The 21,706-nt window shown below is 61.3% G+C and carries 18 protein-coding genes; 9 read left to right on the forward strand and 9 right to left on the reverse strand.

All coding sequences use genetic code 11. From position 1 onward, the window contains the following. Nucleotides 1-136: 136 nt before the first annotated feature. The 6 genes from CRO06_RS18645 to lnt form a co-directional block, all read right to left on the reverse strand. Entirely contained in the window at nt 137-1,594 is a 1,458-nt protein-coding gene (locus CRO06_RS18645) for an SLC13 family permease (RefSeq protein WP_097059121.1), read from the reverse strand. 344 nt (nt 1,595-1,938) lie between these two features. Next, nucleotides 1,939-3,693, reverse strand: coding sequence for a SulP family inorganic anion transporter (locus CRO06_RS18650; protein WP_022996045.1), 1,755 nt, complete (start codon nt 3,691-3,693; stop codon nt 1,939-1,941). Between the two features lie 28 nt (nt 3,694-3,721). Next, the gene (locus tag CRO06_RS18655; protein ID WP_097059122.1) at nt 3,722-5,395 is read right to left on the reverse strand and encodes a bifunctional protein tyrosine phosphatase family protein/NAD(P)/FAD-dependent oxidoreductase; all 1,674 of its coding nucleotides are present in this window, start codon (nt 5,393-5,395) and stop codon (nt 3,722-3,724) included. Nucleotides 5,396-5,410: 15 nt separating this feature from the next. After that, complete coding sequence (locus CRO06_RS18660) at nt 5,411-6,277, reverse strand: MBL fold metallo-hydrolase (RefSeq protein ID WP_022996047.1); 867 nt, start codon at nt 6,275-6,277, stop codon at nt 5,411-5,413. Nucleotides 6,278-6,387: 110 nt separating this feature from the next. Beyond that, nucleotides 6,388-6,771: a nuclear transport factor 2 family protein gene (locus CRO06_RS18665; protein WP_097059123.1), complete on the reverse strand. Its 384-nt coding sequence runs from the start codon at nt 6,769-6,771 to the stop codon at nt 6,388-6,390. Between the two features lie 99 nt (nt 6,772-6,870). Beyond that, nucleotides 6,871-8,340 (reverse strand): apolipoprotein N-acyltransferase, encoded by a 1,470-nt coding sequence (gene lnt / locus CRO06_RS18670; protein ID WP_097059124.1) that lies wholly within the window; start codon nt 8,338-8,340, stop codon nt 6,871-6,873. 355 nt (nt 8,341-8,695) lie between these two features. Here lnt and cynS point away from each other — a divergent pair, with 355 nt between their 5' ends. The 9 genes from cynS to CRO06_RS18715 all read left to right on the forward strand — a co-directional run bounded on the left by cynS (nt 8,696) and on the right by CRO06_RS18715 (nt 19,037). Then, a complete protein-coding gene (cynS, locus tag CRO06_RS18675; protein ID WP_022996050.1) occupies nt 8,696-9,136 on the forward strand; it encodes a cyanase in 441 nt (146 codons plus the stop codon). A 153-nt stretch (nt 9,137-9,289) separates the two neighbouring features. Further along, nucleotides 9,290-10,240, forward strand: a complete 951-nt coding sequence (locus CRO06_RS18680; RefSeq protein ID WP_022996051.1) for a LysR family transcriptional regulator — start codon at nt 9,290-9,292, stop codon at nt 10,238-10,240. 122 nt (nt 10,241-10,362) lie between these two features. Then, on the forward strand, nt 10,363-11,316 hold the full coding sequence (locus tag CRO06_RS18685; protein ID WP_097059125.1) for a Bug family tripartite tricarboxylate transporter substrate binding protein: 954 nt from the start codon (nt 10,363-10,365) through the stop codon (nt 11,314-11,316). A gap of 3 nt (nt 11,317-11,319) precedes the next feature. Further along, nucleotides 11,320-11,787: a tripartite tricarboxylate transporter TctB family protein gene (locus CRO06_RS18690; protein WP_081706002.1), complete on the forward strand. Its 468-nt coding sequence runs from the start codon at nt 11,320-11,322 to the stop codon at nt 11,785-11,787. 10 nt (nt 11,788-11,797) lie between these two features. Then, complete coding sequence (locus tag CRO06_RS18695; protein WP_097059126.1) at nt 11,798-13,300, forward strand: tripartite tricarboxylate transporter permease; 1,503 nt, start codon at nt 11,798-11,800, stop codon at nt 13,298-13,300. Between the two features lie 231 nt (nt 13,301-13,531). Next, nucleotides 13,532-15,079 (forward strand): acyl-CoA synthetase, encoded by a 1,548-nt coding sequence (locus tag CRO06_RS18700; RefSeq protein WP_097059127.1) that lies wholly within the window; start codon nt 13,532-13,534, stop codon nt 15,077-15,079. Nucleotides 15,080-15,139: 60 nt separating this feature from the next. Continuing rightward, nucleotides 15,140-16,333, forward strand: coding sequence for an acyl-CoA dehydrogenase family protein (locus CRO06_RS18705; RefSeq protein WP_097059128.1), 1,194 nt, complete (start codon nt 15,140-15,142; stop codon nt 16,331-16,333). A gap of 240 nt (nt 16,334-16,573) precedes the next feature. After that, nucleotides 16,574-17,713 (forward strand): porin, encoded by a 1,140-nt coding sequence (locus tag CRO06_RS18710; RefSeq protein ID WP_097059129.1) that lies wholly within the window; start codon nt 16,574-16,576, stop codon nt 17,711-17,713. A gap of 103 nt (nt 17,714-17,816) precedes the next feature. Further along, a complete protein-coding gene (locus CRO06_RS18715; RefSeq protein ID WP_218839904.1) occupies nt 17,817-19,037 on the forward strand; it encodes a serine hydrolase domain-containing protein in 1,221 nt (406 codons plus the stop codon). Between the two features lie 223 nt (nt 19,038-19,260). On the opposite strand, the gene CRO06_RS18720 is transcribed toward CRO06_RS18715, so the two are convergent. The 3 genes from CRO06_RS18720 to CRO06_RS18730 are packed head-to-tail and all read right to left on the reverse strand — an operon-like array spanning nt 19,261 to nt 21,633. Next, complete coding sequence (locus tag CRO06_RS18720) at nt 19,261-20,136, reverse strand: CorC family transporter (RefSeq protein ID WP_022996059.1); 876 nt, start codon at nt 20,134-20,136, stop codon at nt 19,261-19,263. A gap of 47 nt (nt 20,137-20,183) precedes the next feature. Further along, nucleotides 20,184-20,672: an rRNA maturation RNase YbeY gene (ybeY, locus tag CRO06_RS18725; RefSeq protein WP_022996060.1), complete on the reverse strand. Its 489-nt coding sequence runs from the start codon at nt 20,670-20,672 to the stop codon at nt 20,184-20,186. Continuing rightward, a complete protein-coding gene (locus tag CRO06_RS18730) occupies nt 20,644-21,633 on the reverse strand; it encodes a PhoH family protein (RefSeq protein WP_022996061.1) in 990 nt (329 codons plus the stop codon). The genes ybeY and CRO06_RS18730 overlap by 29 nt, the downstream gene beginning before the upstream one ends. Nucleotides 21,634-21,706: the final 73 nt, after the last annotated feature.

Raw genomic sequence — 21,706 nt, forward strand, 5'->3', positions numbered from 1 at the left:
ATTGAGGCTTCCTCGAACAGGCCTGATACATAGATGCCACCGGGTAGCCATGTTCAAGGCAGGGTTGACAGCAACGGGCGAGTCCATACATAGGAGCTTGCCGGCAAGCTCCTACAACGGCTAACGGGTTAAAGGTTTACCAGATGGTCCTCACCAGCACATAGCTGAGCAGGGTCACCACCACGATTCCCACCAGGTTGAGGAAGAAGCCGGCGCGGATCATGTCGCCGATGCGCAGATGGCCGGTGCCGAAAACAATGGCGTTGGGCGGCGTCGCCACCGGCATCATGAAGGCGCAACTGGCGGCGATGGCGGCGGGAATCGCCAGCAATTCCGGTGACATGCCCTGGGATACCGCCAGGGCGCCAAGCAGGGGCAGAAAAGCAGCGGCGGTGGCGGTGTTGGACGTAACCTCGGTGAGGAAAATGATCACCATCACCACCATGCCGATCAACAGGATCAACGGCAGGAAACCAAGCGCGCCCATGCCCTGGGCAATCCAGTCGGCAAGGCCGGTGGCGCGGATCTGGGCGGCCAGGGACAGGCCGCCACCGAACAGCAGCAGCACGCCCCAGGGCAGCTTGCCGGCGTGACCCCAGCTCATCAGGAATTCCCGGTTCTTGAGACTCACCGGCACCAGGAACAAGGCGATGGCCGCCGCCATGGCAATACTGGTGTCGTTGATTCCCGGCACGACTTTGGCGATCAGAGGCTGGAATACCCAGGCGAAGGCGGCGCACACAAAGACCACCGCGACCCCTTTCTCGCCTCGGGACAACGGCCCCATTGCCTTGAGCTCGTCGTGGATCAGGGCGTCGCTGTCGGCCAGCTTTGCCGCTTTGCGCAGGCCGCCCCGGGTCAGCCACAGCCAGGTGACGCCCAGCATCACCACCGACACCGGCACCCCCACCAGCATCCACTGGCCGAAGCCAATGTGAATATCGTAGTTGTCCTTCAGAAAGGCAATCAGCAGCGCGTTGGGTGGCGTGCCGATCAGGGTGGCGATGCCGCCGATGCTGGCGGCGTAGGCGATGCCTAGCAGCAGCCCGATGGAAAGACGCTCACTGTGCGGGTTGTCATCGCCCAACAGAGTGATCACCGACATACCGATGGGCAGCATCATGATCGAGGTGGCGGTATTGCTGACCCACATACTGAGGAAGGCGGTGGCCAGCATGAAGCCCGCCACCTGGTAGGCGGGCTGGCTGCCGACGGCACGCAACGTCATCAGGGCGATGCGTTTATGCAGATTCCAGCGTTCCATGGCCAGCCCCAGCATGAAGCCGCCGAGAAACAGAAAAATCGCCGGGTTGGCGTAGGGCGCGGACGCCTTGTCCACGGTGCTGATGCCCAGAGCCGGAGCCATCAGGATCGGCAACAGGGAGGTGACCGGAATCGGGATTGCTTCGGTGGACCACCAGGTGGCCATTAACAAGGTCAGGCCCACGGTGCGCCAGCCCGCTTCGCTCAGGGTGCCGGGCGGATCGGTCAGCAGACAGGCCAGTAGCAATAGAGGGCCGAGGAACAGGCCGATCCAGGCGGCGAGATCGGTGTCTTTCTTGATTTCGGCCTGGTGCCGGGCAGCGTCGGTCATTGACGACTCCTGAGGCGCATAACGAAAAACAAACAAGTGTGCACTCGGAGCCGGGCGTGGGGAATTAGACTTATTGCTAGGGCCTGTTCACGCTATTTTTATCCCGTCTGCTGGGTGCCCTTTTTGCCTCCAGCCAGGCGGAGGGCGCGCGGTTTGGTCATTCCAAATGAGCAACCGACAACGACGCGGGAGGTAAAAAGGGTTCCAGCCCTTCGGGTTGCGGCTAAAACGTCACCACTCTGCGTTACTCGTCGTTCATTTGGAACGACCAAACTTCTCTCCTCACGCCTGGATTGGTGACGTTTTAGCCGCAACAGGCGGGATGAAAATAGCGTGAACAGGCCCTAGGGCGGCGGGGCGAGACTCGCCGGATCCAGGGCGCGCAGGGCATCGAAGTGCGTCAGAAAGATCCGGCCGTGCAGGTGCTTCGGGAAGGGCGAACGGCGCAAACGATCCATCACCGGGCCCTTGACCTCGGATAAATGCAGTGTGACACCGGCGTCCCCCAGCCGTTGATTGAGACTCTCCAGGCTGTCCAGGGCGCTGGCGTCGATTTGATTCACCGCCGAGCACAACAGCACCACATGGCGGATTTGCGGCCGCTGCATGACGCAGTCGTAGATCTGATCCTCCAGATGGCGGGCGTTGGCGAAGTAAAGGGATTCGTCCACCCGCAGCGACAGCACGGAGGGAGAGACTTGCACCTGATGCCGCTGCACATTGCGGAAATGCTCGGTGCCCGGCACCTGACCCAATTCCGCCACATGGGGCTGGCCGGTGCGCCACAGAAACAACAGCAGCGACGACAGCACCCCGGCGATCACGCCCACCTCCACGCCCATCAGCAACACACCGGCCATGGTCACGGCCATGGCCAGGCCGTCCGCGCGGGAATAGCGCCAGGTACGGGCCAGGGCGCCGAGATCCACCAGGCTGAGCACGGCAACGATGATGGTGGCGGCCAGGGTGGCCTTCGGCAGGGCCTGGAACCAGGGTGTGAAGAACAGCGCGGTCAAGGCGATCCCCATGGCGGTGAGAATGCCGGCCAGGGGGCTGCGGGCGCCGGCATCGAAATTCACCACAGAACGGGAGAAGCCGCCGGTAACCGGGAAGCCGCCGCTGACCGCCGAGGCCAGGTTGGCCATGCCCAGACCGGTCAGCTCCGCATTGCTGTCGATGCGTTGCCGGCGTTTGGCGGCCAGGGTCTGGGCCACCGACACCGACTCGACGAAGCCGATCAGGCTGATCAGCAAAGCCGGTAACAGCAGAGCCCGCCACAGTTCGGCATCGAAAGCAGGCAGACTCAGGGCCGGCAGGCCGCCGGGAATGGCTCCCACCGTGGCCACCCCGGCCCGCCGCAGATCCAGGCCTTCCACCGCCAGGGTGGTGAGGATCACCGCCAGTACCGGCGCCGCTTTGCTGACGAGATCCGCCGCCGATGCGGAAAGACGAGTGCGGGCGAGAAGGGATTTCAAACCTGAGCGGGCCCAGAACAAGAACGCCAGAGTGAGCAGGCCCAGGATCACCGTGGTCCATTGAATCCGGCCGGTTTGCGCCAGCAGGGAAGCGCCCAGGGCCCACAGCGTGTCACCGTGCAGAGGAATCCCCAGCAGATGTTTAAGCTGGCTGGCGGCGATCAGCAGGCCGGAAGCGGAAATAAAACCGCCGATCACCGAATGGCTGAGCAGATTCGCCACCCAGCCGAGACGCAGCAGGCCCATGCCGACCAGCATGAGTCCGGAGAGTAGGGCCAGCACCGTGGTGGCGAGCAGGAAAGTAGCGCTGTCGCCGCCGGCCACCTGGCCGGCCGCCGCCGCGGTCATCAGAGAGATCACCGCCACCGGCCCCACGGCCAGGGTGCGGCTGGAACCGAACAGCGCATAGGCCACCAGCGGCAGTATGCTGGCATAGAGGCCCATCTGGGCCGGAACGCCGGCCAGCAGCGCGTAGGCCAGGCTCTGCGGGATCAGCATGAGGGTGACGATCACCGCCGCCAGACCGTCGGCGCTGAGATCCCGGCGCTGATAATCCGCCAGCCAGCGTGACGCCGGCAGCCAGGACGGCAGCGGCAGGCGACGGCGAGGGGAGGCCGGACTCACCGCTGGTGAGTCCGGTGGGGGAACAGGGTCATTTGGCTGGACCGGTGAGCCATTCGTGGCCTTTCAACATCAGATCGAAATAGATGCGTGGCATGGCCTTGGCCTTGAGCCACCAATACAACGAGCGGGCCTGGGTGGGCGCCAGCGGAAAGGTGGGTTGCAGCACGCCCTGGTAACCGAATTCCGCCAGGATCACCTTGCCTTTCTCCACCGTCAGCGGGCAGGCGCCGTAGCCATCATAGGCCGCGCCCGGAGACCGGCCATCGAGTACCGACAGCAGATTTTCCGCCAGTACCGGCGCCTGCTTCCGCACCGCCGCGGCGGTTTTGGCGTTGCTGGTGCCGGCCACGTCGCCGAGGGCGAAGACATTGGTGAAGCGGGGATGTTGCAGGCTGGCCGGATCCAGATCGACCCAGCCGGCGTTGTTGGCCAGCGGGCTGTCGGCGACAAACGCCGGGGCTTTTTGCGGCGGTGTCACATGCAGCAGATCAAAGCTTTCTTCCCGCTCCCGCGCGTTGCCGTCCTGATCCCTGTCCACGAACCAGGCTTTGCGATGGCCCGCGTCCACCGCCTGCAGAGTGCTGCGGAAGTTCAGGGTGGCGTTATAACGGCGTATGTATTCCATTAGCGGCGGCACGAAGTCGGCAACGCCGAACAGGGCCTCTCCGGCATTGTGGAAGTGCACTTCGATGTTCTTCAGCACACCGCGTTGCTCCCAGTGATGACAGGACAGGTACAGGGCTTTCTGTGGCGCGCCGGCGCATTTGATCGGCATTGGCGGTTGCGTGAACAGGGCGCGGCCGTGTTTCAGGTTCTGTACGCATTCCCAGGTATAGGGCGCGTGCTCGAACAGATAATTACTGGTTACGCCATTGTGACCGAGGCTGTCGCGCAGGCCTTCCACCGCGTCCAGATTCAGTTCCAGCCCTGGGGCGACGATCAGCGCGCGATAGCCGAGGCGATCACCGTCATCCAGGATCACCTGGTTGCGCTCCGGATCGAAACCGGCGACCCGGGCCCGGATCCACTTGCTGCCCCGAGGCATCACCTGGGTCATCGGCCGGGCGGTGTCGCGGCGGCGGAAGGCGCCGGCTCCCACCAGAGTCCAGGCGGGTTGGTAATAGTGCGTGTCGCGGGGCTCCACCACCGCCACGTTCAGGGACGGACGCCGCTTCAGCAGGCTGGCGGCGGCGGCCAGACCACCGGCGCCGCCGCCGATGATCAATACGTCCCAATCGTTGGCCGGCGAGCGTCGGGCGGCGTCGGCGTTTTGCCCCTGCTGCCAGCGTTGCTCCAGGCGAGGACGCTGTTTTTCCAGGTCGTAACCGGCGGCGGAAGTTGTGGCCAGAACCGTTTGCGGATCCAGCCGTGAGGATTGCGACAACGCCCACAGCGTGCTGGAGCGGTTGCCGGTGCGGCAGAAAGCCATGACCGGGGCGCGGTTGTCCGTCAGCAGTTGCCCGAAGCGCTGGATCTGTTCATCGCTGATCTCGCCGGGGATGATTGGCAGATAGTGATATTGCAGGCCGGCTTCGGCGGCGGCTCCGGCCAGCGCATCGCTGGTCGGCTGATCCTCGCCTTCGCCGTCCGGGCGATTGTTGATGACGGTATGAAAGCCGGCTTCGGCCAGGGCTTTCATGTCCTCGGGCTGCAACTGACCGGCCACCGAAATGGCCGGGGTCAGAGTCTTGTAGTCGTTCATTGCGCTCCCGTTCGTTCAAATCGAATTCAGTGGAATCTTCAGATAGTGGACGCCGTTGTCCTCCGCCGGGGGCAGATGGCCGGCGCGCATGTTGACCTGTACCGACGGCAGGATCAGGCGTGGCATGTCCAGTCCGGCATCGCGGTTCTCGCGCATGGCGACGAACTGATCTTCGTCGACACCGTCGTGAACATGAATGTTGGCGCGTCGTTGCTCCTCCACCGTGGTTTCCCAATGATACTGGTCGCGTCCTTCCGGCAGGTAATCGTGGCACAAAAACATACGGGTGGAGCCGGGCAGGGCGAGAAGCTTGCGAACCGAGCGATACAGGGTGCGGGCATCGCCGCCGGGGAAGTCACAGCGGGCGGTGCCGTAGTCGGGCATGAACAGGGTGTCGCCGACGAACACCGCGTCGCCGATCAGGTGGCTCATACAGGCCGGGGTGTGGCCCGGAGTATGCAACGCCACGGCCTCCAGATTACCGACCCGATAGTGTTCACCGTCTTCGAACAGGTGGTCGAACTGGCTGCCGTCACGGGCGAATTCGGAACCGGCGTTGAAGATTTTACCGAAGGTGTTTTGTACCGTTCGAATATGGGAGCCAATGGCGAGCTTGCCGCCCACCTGTTGCTGAATCCAGGGCGCCGCCGACAGATGATCGGCGTGGACGTGGGTTTCCAGCAGCCATTCCACGATGAGATCGTGCTCATGCACGTAATCCACCAGCCGCTGGGCACTGTGGTATCGGGTGCGCCCGGCGGCCGGATCGTAGTCCAGTACCGAATCCACCACCGCGCAGTGGCGGGTACCGGGGTCGATCACCACATAGCTGACGGTATTGGTATCAGTGTCGAAGAAGCTTTCCACTTGCGGACCGGTCATGACCCTATCCATCCAAAACGTTGCGGGATGGCACCGTTATAGGGGGCACGGAAGCGAAAGTCAAATAAGTTATATGCTTATTCTTTTTAGGGATAAGCAATTCGGGCCGGTTATAATACCGGGGCTCCATAAAGAGCCTCGCCGTAGACCTGGCGCCCGTTGTCAAAGCGCATGATTTCGCAGGCGAAGGCCCGTTTGCCATTGGCGCTGGCGATGTAATGCACCACCAGCTGCTGTCCCGGTTCGTCACAAATAGCGGCCACCAATTCGAAGTGCAAACCCGGCCGGTCGGCAAGAGCCGCTACCCAGTAATCGCGCAATGCCGCTTTGCCCTGAATGCGGCTGGTGCCCACGTAGAGTTCGGCCACCGCGCTGATGAACTCGGCGTCGTCGCTGAAGGCGGACACCACCGCCTCCACATCACCCCGGTTCCAGGCCTCTATCCAGTGACGGGCATGGTTCTGCAGATCGGCATGATTGAGTCGGTGGGGCATGGGACCTCCGCAAGGGGACATGGAATTACTCAGTATGCGCGCAACCGCGAAGGGTCGTCACGGTACAGATGACGGCCGGTTTAGCGGTACTGGCGCGGCTCAGCGTGAGGCACGGCGGCGGCCTTCTCCGCCGGCCAGCACCGCCATGGCCAGAGCCAGCAGCAGCGTGGGCCAGACGCCGGCCACCATGAACGGAGTCTGGCCCCGGCGCGGCTGGTATTCGCTGATCAAAACGCCGCGCTCGAATTGCGGTAACCGGTCGCGCACCTGGCCGTGCGCGTCCACTACGGCGGTGACACCGTTATTAGTGCCGCGCAACAGCCAGCGTCCGGTTTCCAGGGCGCGCAAACGGGTCATCTGAAAATGCTGCAGGGGCCCGGCGGAGTGGCCGAACCAGGCATCGTTACTGATGGTCAGCAGTACGTCCGCGTTGCCGGTGCGCTCCGCCACCTGGGCCGGGTAGAGCATCTCGTAGCAGATCGCCGGCGCGATCTCCTGGCCCAGGGCGAAAAGGTTGGGTTGGTCGGGGCGGCCTGGCGTGAAGCTGGACATGGGCAGATCGAAGAACGGAATCCAGCCGCGGATCAGACTTTCCAGTGGCACATATTCGCCGAACGGTACCAGCTTCTGTTTGTGGTAAACGCCGTCGTGACCGGTGCCCACCACCGCCACGCTGTTGTGGTAGCGCGGCGGGTAGGTGTTGGCGTCGCGCCAGGGCAGGCCGCTGATCAGGGCGCCGCCGTTGGCGGCGATCCGTTCGCCCTCGCCATCCACGAAGCCGCGAATATCCTGATAGAACTCGATCATCGCCGACTCCGGCCAGATCACCAGGGTGTCCTCGGGCAGGTCGGCGCTGAGCGAGTGATAAATCTCCTGGGTCTCGTCACGCATGGTGACCAGCCACTTCAGATCCTGCGGAATATTGCCCTGTACCAACGCCACTTGTTGGCGAGGGCCGGAAGGGTGGGTGAAGGCATGGCGCCCGGCCAGCAGGCCCGCGGTCACCAGGATCAGTACCACCGCCAGAGCCGCCCCGGCGCTTACCCGTGGCCGCGCCAGATCCACCGCCGTGGCGGCGGCCAGTACCAGCGTCAGTGTCAGGGCCCAGACGCCGCCCAGTGGCGCCAGCCCGGCCAGTGGCGTATCAATGGCGGCGTAACCGGCATAGAGCCAGGGGAAGCCGGTCAACAGCCCGCCACGCACCCAGTCCAGCACCAACCAGGCGCCGGCGAAGACCATGGCGCGGGTGCCGCGCCGCTTGGTGAACCAGAAAGCCAGCCCATAAAACAGCGCCAATCCCATGGCGAACAAAGCGGTGAACGGAATCGACATCCACAACGGCATGAAGCCGTAGTCGGTCATTGAGACGTGCAGCCAGCTGATGCCAAACCCGAACATGCCGACGCCATACAGCCAGCCGGCGGTGAAAGCGCGGCCCGGGGTCGGCGACCGTACCAGAGCCGTATAACCCAGAGCGGCGCTGACCAGCACCAAAGGCCACAGATCATAGGGGGCAAAGGCGAGGGGAAACAGTAGCCCCGCGATCAGGGCGAGCAACAGGTTGGGCATGGCTATCGGCGATCCCCGAGGTGAAATGGGAAACAGGGCGTATCAGTTGGCCCCAACATAATGAGGCCACGTTATACGCAAATTAATCGCGGGGTGCCATGCCGAAAAAAACGGTTGTTCGGGGCACTCGCGCCGCTCTGGTACAGCACTTGCAAATGAACCTGATTAAGACGCGGCCAATATGAGGATGGCAACAGCGGAGCCTCGCGGTTGGTTGCCTGAAAGAGCCGCCGCGGGATGTGACGGGGGTAAGCGGGTGCCCCCGAGAAACTTAATGTGCACCGATATGGGGCGTTCTGACGGACCGGATACCGGGCAGAGCGCTGGTCGAACATCAATGATCAGGAGAAACACCGTGGATAAACAGCAAATGACCGACCTTATCGTCACCACCAAGGCCGCGCGCGGTCTGACCTGGGAAAAAATGGGCGAGGACCTGGGGATGTCACCGGTGTGGCTGGCGTCCGCCTGCCTCGGCATGAACGGCGCGCCGCCGGAAAAAGCCATGGCGATCACCGAGTATCTGGGGCTGGATCAGGACGTGGCCAAGGCGCTGGAAGCCTTTCCCACCAAGGTCTGGGATCAGACCGTGCCCACCGATCCGTTGATTTACCGGTTCTATGAAATCGCCGGTGTGTATGGCCCCACACTGAAGGAAGTGATCCAGGAAAAATTCGGTGACGGCATCATGAGCGCCATCGACTTCACCATGGAAGTGGACAAACAGGAAGATCCCAAGGGGGACCGTGTGGTGGTGACCATGAACGGGAAATTCCTGCCCTACAAGCACTGGTGACAGGAACACCGGCCGGCGAGGAAAGTGCCCGGCTGGCCGGTGTCCGGCTAGCGGGAATCTTGCCTTGCCATAAAAAAATAGTATATAAGCTGCTTGTGCATTAAAAAATGCGATCCGGAAGGGCCGCCTCAGGCCTGTTGAGAGAGCAGACTCATGAATCTCAAGCAGCTTCGCGCGTTGGTCGCGGTGTTCGAGGAAGGCAGCTTCTCCGCCGCCGCCAGTCGTCTGAATATCGTGCAACCGGCGCTCAGCCAGCAAATCATCGGTCTTGAGAAGGAACTCAACGTTCAGTTATTCGAGCGCACCAATCGTGGTGTCGCTCCCACGCCCTATGGTCAACGGTTGGTCAACCATGCCCGGCTGATCCTGCGGCAGATGGAGATCGCCCGCAACGACCTGAGAACCTCCATGGAGTCGGAACCGGCCGGGGAGGTCATCATTGCCCTGCCGGTGACCGCCACCGCCAATCTGGCGCCAAGGTTGCTGGTCTGGTTGGAACAGCGCTATCCGCGTATCACCCTGAACATCGTCGAGGGGCTCAGTTCCGAAAGCGGGCATGTGGTGGAGACCGGCAAGGTGGAACTGGGGGTGATTCCCAATGCGGCGGAACTGGATGACGTGGAATCCATCCCGGTGCTGCGGGAGTACCTGTATCTGATCGGCAGCCCGGAGCTGGTGGGGCCGGAGAGCGGAGACATTACGCTGGCGGAGGCGGTGCAGCGGCCGCTGGCGCTGGGCGACCGGACCCATTACCTCAGGCGCGTGATCGATGAGCACGTGGTCGCCGCTGGCGCCACCCTCAATCTCCGCTATCAGCAGAACGGGCCGAAGACACTGGCCAGCCTGGTGGACCATGGCCTGGCCTGCATCATTACCAGCTATCCGCAGCCGCTGGAGCGCAATCGGGATCTTCCCCGCATGGCGCGGCGCATTATCGCGCCGGAAGTGACGCGTCTGATGGCGGTGGCCTGGCCGCGCAAACGGCCGTTGTCGAAACCGGCGGAGAAGGTCCGTGATGGCTTGATCCAGTTGATGGTGGAATCCGCGGAGCAGGGAGATTGGAAGGCCGATATCGTGCTTCCCGGCAGCCATAAAGAAACATGATGCCAGATATCGCGAAATAGTATTTTTTTCTCCACAGACCCCGCCGTACCCTGCATGCCACTGAATTGGGGCCGATTGGCCCTGTAGACAGACAAAGGCCACAGGGCCTCTGGAGAGACACAATGACACTAATAAAACGAATCGCCGTCGCCTTGCTGGCGGCGCTGAGCATCACGTTCGCTTCCTTCCCCGCCCTGGCGGTGGCCGGGGAATGGCCGACCAAACCGATTACCCTGATGGTGGGGTTTTCCGCCGGCGGCGGTGCCGACACGCTGGCCCGATTGGTCGCCAAGGCGCTGGAGGAGGAATTGGGCCAGCCGGTGGTGGTGGACAACAAGGCCGGTGGCGGTGGTGTGGTCATGGCCACGTTGCTGCAGCGCGCCAAAGCGGATGGTTACACCATCGGCTTTACTTCCGATTCCACCTTCGATGGCCTCCCTTTCATCGTCCGCACCGCCTACAAGCCGGATGATTTCGACTACCTTGTTACTGTCACCGAACTGCAGAATGCACTGGTAACCGGTGCTTCGGCGCCCTTTTCCAACTGGCGGGAAATGTTGGACTACGCGCGCGAACAGGGCGGCCTGACGTTCGGCTCGCTGTCTCCGATCACGGCCAAATTCGCCGAGCGCATCGCCGCTCAGGAAAATATCGAGATCCGCACGGTTCCGGTCAAAGGCGGCCGTCAGGTGCTCACCGATGTGATGGGGCGTCATCTGGATGTGGGCTGGAGCGCCGGCGTGCACCAGGCCTATCTGAACGATCAGGGCGTCAAGGTGCTGGCGGCCCTCAACGACAAGCGTATCGCCACGTCTCCGGACGCGCCGTCGCTGAAGGAATTGGGCTACGACCGCAGCTACACCAGTTATTTCATGCTGGCGGCGCCCAAAGGCCTGCCCGACGACATCCGGGCACGGTTGGTGGAAGCCTTGCGCAACGCCGCCACTTCCAAGGATGTGGCGGATCTGACCGAGAACAAAATGAAATTTCCCAATGTGGTGCTGAGCCCCGAGGAATTGACGCGCTTCATCGAAAAGCGCAGCGCTCTCAACGCGCAAGAGTTCGGTCAAGAATAATCGATGACGAGGTATTCCCTGATGAATGCTCGTACCGTGGACCTGTGGGCCGGGGTCGGCATTGCCGCCGCCGGCCTGATCACGCTGTTCTATCTGATTCCCAATTACGTCAGCGCCGGTTTCGGTTTTGGCTTGTCGCCGCGCGCTTTCCCCTATCTGTGCGCGGGTGCGATCACGGTTCTGGGGGTATTTCTGGTGTTGTTGAACCTGAAAGCCAGTCGCCGCGATCAGATCAAGGCGCCGGTGGCACGGCCGGCGTTGCGCCGCTTGCTGGTGGTGCTGTCGGTGCTGGTGGTAACGCTGGCGTTGATGCAGTGGGCGGGCTATCTGGCCGCCGCCGTGGTCTGCGTGGCGTTGCTCATGTGGATGATGGGCGAGCGGCGCTGGCTGCCGATCCTGCTCACGTCTGTGGGCTGGAGCCTGTTCCTGTGGTTCCTGTTTGATCGTCTGTTGGGAACCCCGCTGCCCTGAGGCCCGTACCATGCAAGAGATTTTAAACGGCCTCTCCGAGGCCCTGACGCTGACCAATGTGCTGTTCGTGATCCTCGGCGTCTTGATCGGCCAGATTTTTGCCGCGGCGCCGGGTGTGGGATCCTTGATCGCCATCACCATCGCGGTGCCTTATACCTTTTATATGAGTCCGGTGGCCGCGCTGGGCTTTCTGATCGGCATCAACAAGGGCGGCACCATCGGTGGTGCCGTGTCGGCGATCCTTATGAACACCCCGGGGTCGCCGGAAGCCACCGCCACCACTTTCGACGGCTATCCGATGACACGCCAGGGGCAGGCCCGGCGCGCTTTGCGCACGGCGCATTTCTCCTCGGTTACCGGCGATACCCTGAGTGATCTGGTGCTGATCTTCGTGGCCGCGCCGTTGTCGGTGGTGGCAATGAAAATGGGGCCGCCGGAAATGGCCAGTGTGATTCTGGTGGCGCTGGTGATCATTGCCGGCCTGGTCGGCAGCTCCATGGTCAAAGGACTGATCGCCGCCTTTCTGGGATTGCTGGTGAGCCTGATCGGCATGGATTCAGCCACCGCCGCGGAGCGCCTTACCTTCGGTGTGCCGGAATTAATGGATGGGATCTCCATCACCGCCGCCGGCATTGGTGTTCTTGCCCTGGGTGAAATTCTTCGGCAAATCGTCTATGTGGAAACGCTGCCGAAGCTGGAGCCGGATGAGGCGAACTCGGTAAAGCTCGGTGGACGTTTTACCTGGAAGGATTTTCGTACCATTTTCCCAACCATTCTGCGTTCCACCTTTATCGGTACCTTGATTGGCGCCATCCCCGGCATCGGTTCCAGCGCCGCCGGGTTCCTGGGCTACACCGCCGCCAAGAAAGCCTCGAAAACACCCGAGCGGTTTGGCAAAGGGGAGATTCGTGGTGTGGCGGCGTCGGAGGCCGCCAACAGTTCCGTCGTCGGGGCCAACTTCATACCTTTATTGTCGTTGGGTATTCCCGGAAACGTGGCGGCGGCGATCATTCTGGGTGCCTTTTTGATCCATGGTATTACACCGGGGCCACAACTTTTCTCGGAGCAGCCGGATCTGATTTACGCATTGTTCGCGGTCATGCTGATCGGTGACCTGGTCAACCTGATTACTGGCCTGTTCACCATGGGACTGTTCGCGCGGGTCATCCGTATCCCTCTCAGCTATATCATCCCCTGTGTGGTGGTGCTTTGTATAACCGGTGTCATCGTCGCCGACAGTCTGTTCAACGCCTGGCTGTTGATCGGCATGGCAACGGCGGGTTTCTTCATGCGCATGCTCAACTTCTCGTTCGTCACTTTCATTATCGGTTATGTGCTGGGGCCGATGTTCGAGGAGGCATTTGGCCAGACGTTGATCATGGCCAATGGCGATCCACTTTATCTTCTGCAAAGGCCAATAGCCTGTTTGTTTATTGGCATGGCCGTGCTGGTTCTGTTCGCGCTGTTACGGCAGCACCGCCGTAGTAGAAGAACTGCGGTGATGGCGGAATAGCGCCTGTATTTCTCCCTTGTTTGAGCCGGTCTTCATGGAGGGCCGGCTTTTTTTTATCTGAAGGAAATAATTCGGATACGACGGAAATAAAAAACCATGATGGCAAGAATCATAAAATAATATTTTTAAATCGAAATCGGGTTCTTCATTCTCTCCTGGCCTCGCCAAAGCGTGTGCTTTCGCTGTCGATCACCGTCCGGCGAATCGAATAAAACGAACAGGGAGAATCTAGTGAACCTTGGTCATCTGGTCACTCGTAGCGCTCGATACTGGCCCGGCCGCGTGGCCGTCGCCGATCGGCATCGCAATGTCACCTATCGCCAGCTCGAAGAGCGTTCCAACCGTCTCGCCAACGCCCTGTTGGGGCTGGGGCTGAATCCCGGTGACCGCGTGGCAATCTACAGCCTTAACCGTTCCGAACTGGTGGAAGTCGAAGTCGCGCTCTATAAGGCCGGTCTGGTCAAGGCGCCGTTGAACGCGCGGCTGTCCACCGAGGAAGCGCTTCATGTTCTGGAAGATGCCCAGGCCCGGGTTTTGATCGTGGGGCCGGAGCATGCGCCCGCCATCATGGACCAGAGCACGGAGCTGCCCTGTGTCGAGCACGTGGTGGTTATCGGCAGCGAAGGCGGCTATGAATCCTTGGTGGAAAAAGGCGCCACGGATCTGCCCGCGGTGGAGGTGGACCCCGATTCTCCTGCGGTGCTGCATTATACCTCCGGCTCTTCCGGCCGTCTGAAAGCCGCGGTGCAGACCTTCAACAACCGTATGGCGCTGGTGCGAAAATCACTGATGCTGCCCACGGAAGGCCGTTACAGCGATCGTGAATGCGTTGGCCATGTGGGCCCGGTGACGCACGCCAGCGGCATGCAGATCATGCCAACCCTGACCACGGGAGGCTGCAACTACCTGATCGACCGCTTCGATATTGATGAGCTGTTCGCCACTATCCAGCGCGAAAAGATAACCCGCTTTTTCGCCGTGCCCACCATGCTTTACCGGTTGATCGACAGCGGTCTGGCGGAACGCTATGACCTGTCCAGTCTGACGCGCATCACCTATGGCGCCGCACCCATGGCGCCGTCACGGTTGCGCGAGGCGATGGATGTATTCGGCGCCATTTTCACCCAAGGCTACGGTGCCGGGGAAACCACCTCCACCATTTCCATCCTGACGCTGGAAGATCACTTGCGGGGGCTGGAGGAAAAACCGGAGCTGTTGGGTTCCTGCGGCCGTCCCTATGGCGAGTCCGATGTTATCGTCGCCGATGATGACGGCAATCCTCTACCCGACGGTGAAGCGGGTGAAATTCTGGTGCGTGGTCCGGACGTCATGCAGGGCTATTGGAACGCGCCGGATCTCACCGCGGAGGTGATCAAGAACGGCTGGTACCACACTGGTGACGTGGCCCGGCGTGACGAGGAAGGCTTCTTTTTCATCATTGACCGCAAGAAAGACATGATCATTTCCGGCGGCTTCAACATCTACCCGGCGGAGATCGAAACCGTGTTGTTCCGTCATCCGGCGGTGGCGGAGTGCTGCGTTATCGGAGCTCCCGATCCGGAGTGGGGCGAACAGGTGATCGGCTTCGTCGTCCGCCGGCCGGGAGAGGAGGTCTCCGAGGCGGCACTGGTCGAGTATTGCGCCGAGCATCTGGCCGGTTTCAAGAAGCCGCGACAAGTGCGTTTCGTCGATGAATTACCCAAGAACCCGAATGGCAAGGTCGCCCGCCGGCTGGTACGCGACACCTTCTGGAAAGGGCATGACCGGCAGGTGGGCTGAGCCTGAACCGCCTGGAGAGAACCGATCCGGCGGTAGCCAATAACGAAACGGAGCCTGAACATGTACGAGTATTTCTCCGGTAGTGAGAACGGCGAGCGAGTACGCGCTGAAGCCCGCGATTTCATCGAAAACTATCTCAAACCGCTGGAGGCGGAGCACGGTATCGACTTTGAAAGCGAGCCGTCGATGGATCTTCTGCGCGGGATCTGGAAAGCCTCCCGCGAGGCCGGCCTGTATGGTGCTCAGTTGCCCGAGGAACAGGGAGGGCGCGGTCTGAGTGTCTATGACCAGTGCTTGCTCAAGGAAGACGTCACTGCCTCCGGTGCCAAGCTGGCGGCCCATGTGCTGGGCGAGCTGGGCGGCCCGGGACGGGTCGGGCATCTGTTCCACATCGCCACCGAAGGACAACTGGAAAGTCACTTCCTGCCGGTGGTCCGGGCGGAGCGGACGGTCTGTTTCGCTCTGACCGAGCCGGAAGCCGGCTCGGACGCCAGCCGTCTTACCACCACCGCGGTGCGTGACGGTGACGACTATGTGCTCAATGGTCACAAGCGGTTTATTTCCGGCGCGCCCTACGCGGATTTCGCCATTCTCATGGCGGTCACCGATGCGAACGCCGGGCCGCGCGGGGTCACCGCTTTCCTTGTTGATTTCGATCTTCCCGGCGTGACCATGGGCGCTGATTACACTCCCATTTCCGGTAAGCGTATCCATGCGGATATTGTCCTCAAGGGCGTCCGTGTGCCGGCTACACAGGTGCTGGGTGGCGAGGGGCAGGGCTTCTTTCTCGGTATGTCCCGGATCACCGTGAACCGTCTGCTGCATTGCCCGACCATGACCGGTCTGGCGATTCAATCACTGGACGCGGCGGCGCACTACGCCACCCGGCGCCAGCAGTTTGGCCAGCCCATCGCAGGGTTCCAGGCGATCCAGCACATGCTGGCGGATATGGCCACTGAGCTGCACGCGGCGCGTTCGATGATGTTGGATGTGGCCCGGCGTATTGATAACGGCCAGGACACGCGGGAAGCATCGGCCATGAGCAAACTGTTCTGTTCGGAGAAAGCCTTTGCTATCGCCGATCGGGCCATCCAGGTACACGGTGGCGTCGGTTTGATGCAAGGCTCCACCGTGGAGTGGGTGTTCCGCATGCTGAGGATGTACCGCATTGTCACCGGCACCAGTGAAATCCAGCGTAACACCATCGCCAAAGGCTATCTGAAGCGCTTGTCCGGGAAGGGAGTTCAGCGGTGAGCGCGGCGGGATTCCTCGGCGCCTTCTAGCGTCGGACTTTCATTCTTTCCACTTTTTCAGCGGACCGCCGGGCTCCGTCGGAGCCCCTTGTGTCCTGGTAAACGCCGCCAGCAGGGTGACGCGGCGTAAGTGACGACATGGAAGCGCTTCCTGGTCGGGCTCCGCGAAGCGGAGAGGGAAGCCAGGTCATTCCCGACCTTGTATCCAATAACAACATCAGGCTCCAGGAGGCCTAATGCCATGAATAACAAGATAACGGCCCTGTGTGTGGGCACCGCTCTGACAATGCTGCCGGCGGCGGGCTTCAGCGCCGGAATTTCCACCATCGAGGACATCAAGAACATCGTTCACCCCGGTGTCATTACCGGCAAGAAGATGGAGTTGTACGGCGCCGTCCGGGTTTCGGTGGATTATGCGGATTCCGATGTCAGCAGTGCCGAAGCGGAAGGCGGGGACCTGCTTACCGACGGCGGCCTGAGTGTTTCCAGCAACACCAGCATGATCGGTTTTCGCGGTGAAGTGCCCTACAACGACAAGGTCATCTTTCTGTGGCAATACGAGCAGCAGGTGGATATCGACGACAAGGATGAAGGCGACACCTGGACCACCCGGGACAGCTTTCTTGGGCTGAAAACACCGGTAGGGCGGTTTCTGGTCGGGCGGGTGAACACGCCATTCAAGAACATGAGCACGGAGTACGCCCTGTATTTCGCTTCCAGCGTAGGTGAGTCGCGCAGCATCCTTGGCGCGCCATCCTCGGGGGCGGGTGCCCATGTGGATCTGATGGGGGCCAACAGCCTGAACTGGCGTTTCCAGTATCGCAGGGTCAATTTCGCTTTGCAGTATTCCGCGGATCAAAGCGGTTCGGTCAACGCGGTGGACGACAACGACCGTGACAGCACCAGCGCCTGGCTGGACTGGAAAGGCGAGCATCTGCAACTCAGTGGCGCCTATATCCACTACTCGGATTTCTTCGCCACCGGAAAACTGGAAGGTTATCGGGCCTTTGCCAAATACACGATGGGACCGGTGACCCTGGGGGCGATCTACGAGGATCTTCAGCCGGAACAGTTCGATACGCTGGATCGCGAGGCTTACGGTGCTCAGGTCACCTACCGTTACCTGCCGCGCTGGGTGTTGGTGGGACAATGGAACCATGCGGACGAATCCGAACGCGGTGACGATGCCGCCGATCAGTACAGCCTCGGACTGTTTCATCATCTGAGCAAACAAGTACTTCTGCATGGCATGCTGACCCATACCGACAACGATGGGCAAGGTACCTACCGTGCCGTTAATTATGCCCATGGTGACAAGGTCGCCACCTTGCCGGGACGGGATCCCTGGGCGGTTTCCGTTGGTGCCCAGCTGCGATTCTGAAGAGGACGATGTCATGGCAATGATGTTACGAACGACGGCGATGGCGGCACTTTTTACCATTACTCAGGTAGGAAGCGTTTCCGCGGCTACCAGGAGCGACACCATGGCGGAAGGCGTTATGCAGGGTTTTCCACCGCCGGCGGACAAACAGGTCAATCGTGGCAATGCGATGACGATGCCCTATATGCGCTGGACATTTCGGCATACAAGAGAGCGGGCTCCCACCGCCGGGCTGCGCCACTCCGATACGCCGCTACCCTTGCCGGAGGGAACAGCGCTCAATCTCGATAAAGTGACCTTCCGCGCAGGCAAGGAAACACTGTCGGTGGCCGAGTATCTGCAACGCACTTTCACCGATGGGTTCATGGTTCTCCATCGGGGCCACGTGGTGGCGCAAGGTTATTACGATGGTCTTGATTACCACGACACCCATATCTGGGCATCGATGACCAAGTCCGTCACCGGCCTGCTGGCGGGGTTCTTCATCGAGGAAGGGCTGCTCGATCCGCGGGCGAAACTGTCGCGCTATGTTCCGGAACTGGAAGGCACGCCGTTCGGGGAAGCCACCTTACAGCAAAACCTGGACATGGAAGTGGCGGTGAGCTATCCGGAAAAAATGCCGCCAGACCTGGGATTGTTCGCCGCCGTGGGGGTGGTTCCCCGGCGCGATGGCATGCCGGACAACATTTACGATTTTCTGCGGGTTCCATCACAAACGGAGGGGGTCGACAAGGTCTGGTTTTATCAGAACGGATCCGCCGAGGCGGTGGCCTGGGCCATTCGCAAAGTGGCCGATGAGCGTTGGAGCGAGTTGGTGTCACAGCGGATCTGGTCGCGCTTCGCCGACGATGACGCCTATATTCTGGTGGACCGTTTGATGACCGAGATGGCCAGTGGCGGCATCAATGCCACCTTGTCCGATACCGCCCGCTTCGCGGAAAGCGTGCGCCGGGCGCTATCCGTGACGGAGCCGCGAACAGCGTTTGACCGCGCGGTGCAACGGGTGTTGTCGCCACGGGACAATCGTGACCTTTTCGCCACGGGTAACTTTGCCAAGGCCCGTCCGGGATACGCTTACCACAATTTCTGGTATCACCGGAACGACGCCAATGGCGGCCTGGAATGTGCAGGCCGGTTTGGCCAGAAAATTTATATCGACCCGAAGCGGGAATTGGTCGTGGTCAAACTGGCGTCCACTCCGGACACCGCCCGCCGGGCGACCAGTGCGGGCACCTCCGCCGGAGCCATCAACCGGGCCCCGCTGGACACCAGCGCGGTGTTCAACGCCATGGTGGATGCCATCGGAAACGAACTCACGGACTGAAAAAATCGTCAGGAACGATTTTTAACGTCACCTTGGTGACGGCCCCTCGGGGTGACCGCCATGGACGGCGGTCATAAAAATCGTCAGGAACGATAGCCCTTGCTGTGGGAAGCGGCCTTGGCCGCGAATACGCCTTCCAGTAATTGACGATTCGCTTGCAAGCAAGCCTTCCACAGTGGCTCCGTAGTGACCTGCGAATCTATGTCTCCAAGGCTCCGAAGGATTACTCCGGTGAGGCGTCCAGAGCCGGATCATCCTGCCGGTGAGTGACCCGCAGCAGCCGGATTGTGCGGCCGTCCGCGCTTAGCACGGTGAACTGGAACGGCCCCAGATCGATGGACTCTTCGCGTCCGGGCAGGCGGCCGAAGGCGTGCATCACCAGACCGCCGATGGTGTCGAACTCCTCGTCGCTGAGTTCGCACTGAAAATGTTCGTTGAAATCCTCGATCGGCGTCAGTGCCTTGACCGTGTGCTCGCCGTTCTCCAGATCCTTGATCAGGTAATCGTCTTCCTCGATGTCGTGCTCATCCTCGATCTCGCCGACGATCTGTTCCAGCACGTCCTCGATGGTGACCAGGCCGGCGATGCCGCCGTACTCGTTGACCACGATGGCCATGTGATTCTTGGTGATGCGGAATTCCCGCAGCAGCGAGTCCAGGCGCTTGGACTCGGGCACCACCATGGCCGAACGCACATGATCCTTGATCTGGAAGCGTTCCATGCGGGCCGGCTCCAGAATCAGCGCCAGCAGATCCTTGGCCAGCAGGATACCGATGACTTCGTCCGGATCATCGCCGATGACCGGGAAGCGGCTGTGGGCGCATTCGATGATGGTGGGCAGGAAATCGCGGGGGTCGCTGCTGGCACGGATGCTGACCATCTGCGTGCGAGGGATGAGAATCTCCCGGACCTGCATGTCGCTGACGCCGATGGCGCCTTCGATGATGCCAAGCGTGTCGCCGTCAATGACGTGACCGTCGCGCATGGAGCGCATCAGATCCAGCAATTCCTCCCGGGAGCCGGGAGTGGAAGTGAAGAACTGGCCAACGCGCTCCAACCAACTTCGACCGTTGTTCTGGTCTGAATAGTCGTCCGACATCAGGGGTAAGGCTCCATGTTATGGTTTCGATATTATGGGTTTGTGAATTATGGGGGCAACGAGTTATACGGATCCGGAAAGCCCTGGCCGGCAAGAGCGAGGATTTCCAGGGATTCCATCTGTTCGGCGTCGTCATCGTCGATATGGTCGTAACCCAGCAGATGGAGTACGCCGTGGATGACCATATGCGCCCAGTGCGCTTCCACGGTTTTGTTTTGTTCGGCGGCCTCGCGCCGGACCACGTCCGCGCAAATAACGATATCCCCCAGCAGCGGGGCGATGGCGTCGTCGGGCAGGCCTTCGGGCATGTCGAAAGGGAAGGACAGCACATTGGTGGGTTTGTCCTTGCCCCGGTAGTCGCGGTTGAGAACGCGGATTTCCTCGTCGTCGACGATCCGCAGGGTGATATCCCCGACCACGCCGCCGGCAGCCTCCGCGGCGGCCAGAGCCCAGCGTTGCAGGTCGCTCTCGTCCGGTGCGTCCGGGGCATCCGTGGCCCACTGGATATCAACGGTTGGGGTCGGTATTCCGTTCATGACGGTCGTAAGCTTCCACGATACGTTGAACCAGCGGGTGGCGAACCACGTCGCGGCTGTCGAAACGGGTGACGCCGATGTCCTGTTCATCGGCCAGCACTTCGAGGGCGTTGACCAGCCCCGAGCGCTGGTGGCGCGGCAGGTCCACCTGGGTGACGTCACCGGTGATCACCGCCCGGGAACCGAAGCCGATCCGGGTCAGGAACATTTTCATTTGTTCCGGTGTGGTGTTCTGGGCTTCGTCCAGGATCACGAAACTGCCGTTCAGGGTGCGTCCGCGCATGTACGCCAGGGGGGCCACTTCGATGACGTTGCGATCCATCAGCTTGGCCACGTTTTCGAATCCCAGCATTTCATAGAGGGCGTCGTAAAGCGGGCGCAGGTAAGGGTCGATTTTCTCCGCCAGATCCCCGGGCAGAAAGCCCAGCTTCTCGCCCGCCTCCACCGCCGGCCGTACCAGCAGGATGCGCTGAATCTCGGCGCGCTCCATGGCGTCCACGGCACAGGCCACCGCCAGCCAGGTCTTGCCGGTGCCGGCCGGGCCAATACCGAAATTGATGTCGTGACGGCGGATATTGCGCACGTATTCCCGTTGATGGGCGCCACGTGGCCGGATACGGGCGCGTTTGGTGCGGATCACCATCTCGTCGCTGGGGAAGGCCACGGTATTGTCCAGCTTGTCGGTCAGACCGGATTGCTGCAGGTGCAAATGGACCAGCTCCGGCGTGATGTCGGTGCCGTCCACGGTCTGATCGTAAAGATCGTGCAGAACGGAACTGGCGGCCTTTACCGAGCGTTCGTCACCGGACAGATGAAATTCATTACCACGATTGTGGATATCCACGCTCAGGCGTTTGGCGATCTGCTTGATGTGCTCGTCCAGCCGGCCACAGAGATTGGCGAGCCGCTGGGAATCGTAGGGTTCGAGACGGAGTTTCTGGGAAGCGAGTGGTGTGTCCAAGTTGGGAAGCGAGGCCCCGCGGGCGGTTGCGATGGATTCAGCATACCCCGAAAAGCGCTTTCGGGGGAAGATT

This window comes from Alloalcanivorax xenomutans (genome assembly GCF_900217905.1).
GTDB lineage: Bacteria > Pseudomonadota > Gammaproteobacteria > Pseudomonadales > Alcanivoracaceae > Alloalcanivorax > Alloalcanivorax xenomutans.

Excerpts from the sequence above, each read along its gene's own strand:
- CRO06_RS18645 (WP_097059121.1), bottom strand. The coding sequence starts at position 1,594 with ATGACCGACGCTGCCCGGCACCAGGCCGAAATCAAGAAAGACACCGAT.
- CRO06_RS18655 (WP_097059122.1), bottom strand. The coding sequence starts at position 5,395 with ATGAACGACTACAAGACTCTGACCCCGGCCATTTCGGTGGCCGGTCAG.
- CRO06_RS18660 (WP_022996047.1), bottom strand. The coding sequence starts at position 6,277 with ATGACCGGTCCGCAAGTGGAAAGCTTCTTCGACACTGATACCAATACC.
- CRO06_RS18665 (WP_097059123.1), bottom strand. The coding sequence starts at position 6,771 with ATGCCCCACCGACTCAATCATGCCGATCTGCAGAACCATGCCCGTCAC.
- lnt (WP_097059124.1), bottom strand. The coding sequence starts at position 8,340 with ATGCCCAACCTGTTGCTCGCCCTGATCGCGGGGCTACTGTTTCCCCTC.
- CRO06_RS18680 (WP_022996051.1), top strand. The coding sequence starts at position 9,290 with ATGAATCTCAAGCAGCTTCGCGCGTTGGTCGCGGTGTTCGAGGAAGGC.
- CRO06_RS18685 (WP_097059125.1), top strand. The coding sequence starts at position 10,363 with ATGACACTAATAAAACGAATCGCCGTCGCCTTGCTGGCGGCGCTGAGC.
- CRO06_RS18690 (WP_081706002.1), top strand. The coding sequence starts at position 11,320 with ATGACGAGGTATTCCCTGATGAATGCTCGTACCGTGGACCTGTGGGCC.
- CRO06_RS18695 (WP_097059126.1), top strand. The coding sequence starts at position 11,798 with ATGCAAGAGATTTTAAACGGCCTCTCCGAGGCCCTGACGCTGACCAAT.
- CRO06_RS18705 (WP_097059128.1), top strand. The coding sequence starts at position 15,140 with ATGTACGAGTATTTCTCCGGTAGTGAGAACGGCGAGCGAGTACGCGCT.
- CRO06_RS18710 (WP_097059129.1), top strand. The coding sequence starts at position 16,574 with ATGAATAACAAGATAACGGCCCTGTGTGTGGGCACCGCTCTGACAATG.
- CRO06_RS18715 (WP_218839904.1), top strand. The coding sequence starts at position 17,817 with ATGGCGGAAGGCGTTATGCAGGGTTTTCCACCGCCGGCGGACAAACAG.
- CRO06_RS18720 (WP_022996059.1), bottom strand. The coding sequence starts at position 20,136 with ATGTCGGACGACTATTCAGACCAGAACAACGGTCGAAGTTGGTTGGAG.
- ybeY (WP_022996060.1), bottom strand. The coding sequence starts at position 20,672 with ATGAACGGAATACCGACCCCAACCGTTGATATCCAGTGGGCCACGGAT.